We start from the raw sequence: 693 nt of genomic DNA on the forward strand, positions 1-693 counted from the left end.
TCCTTAACATCCTTCGGAGTCCAACGCGTCACAACTACCTCCCGGTCGAAGTGGCGCATTCACCCCTTGACAGCACGCCCGTTGCCACAACATCCAGGAGTCCAATTGTTTCATGCCGATTTAGAGCACTACTTAGCCATTGTTGAGCGGGTTTATGTTGCGGTGCAGCGGAGTGGAAGGCATAAACGAGAATGTTGACATCAGGAATGATCATCGAGTACCGCCCACACAGCTTCTTTGTTGCTGAGATCAACTAGAGCCGGTCCGCCGCAATCGAAGGAGGGCAGGTTAACGGGGGTGTCTTCGGTACTGATGCGGGCTTCCTTCTTGAGGGCAGCGCGGACCGCCTCTTCGACGTATGAGCTCAAAGTGACATTGTTGGCTTTGGCTTGGACCTTCGTTTCTTCAAGGAGTTTCGGCGGGAGGTTTATCGTCGTGCGCATACCTTTAGGGTAGAAAGCATCAAGTCATCATTCAAGAGGTGCAATGATGTATCTGCCTTCAGGAAGCCGTGAAAGGTTGACTGGTGTCTTAATTCAGTGCGAGCGTCAGGATCAGTACTCCGATGGAGAATGCGAGCATGCCTAAGCAGTTGATCCAGAATGCGCTACCGAGGAAGTGGGCGCGGACATGGGCTGCTGCGGCCGCGCAGAAATAGGCGATGACTCCAATCATGGCTGTGATTCCTACGCC

At 53.2% G+C, this 693-nt stretch carries 1 protein-coding gene and 1 pseudogene; both read right to left on the minus strand.

Translation table 11 applies throughout. The features are described from left to right. Positions 1-200: 200 nt before the first annotated feature. Positions 201-443: a ribbon-helix-helix domain-containing protein gene (locus WMP97_RS11780; RefSeq protein ID WP_005292604.1), complete on the minus strand. Its 243-nt coding sequence runs from the start codon at positions 441-443 to the stop codon at positions 201-203. An 88-nt stretch (positions 444-531) separates the two neighbouring features. Further along, a pseudogene (locus tag WMP97_RS11880) lies at positions 532-693 on the minus strand (DoxX family protein); the annotation flags it as partial.

Source organism: Corynebacterium sp. KPL4072 (genome assembly GCF_037908395.1).
Classification (GTDB): Bacteria; Actinomycetota; Actinomycetes; order Mycobacteriales; family Mycobacteriaceae; genus Corynebacterium; species Corynebacterium kefirresidentii.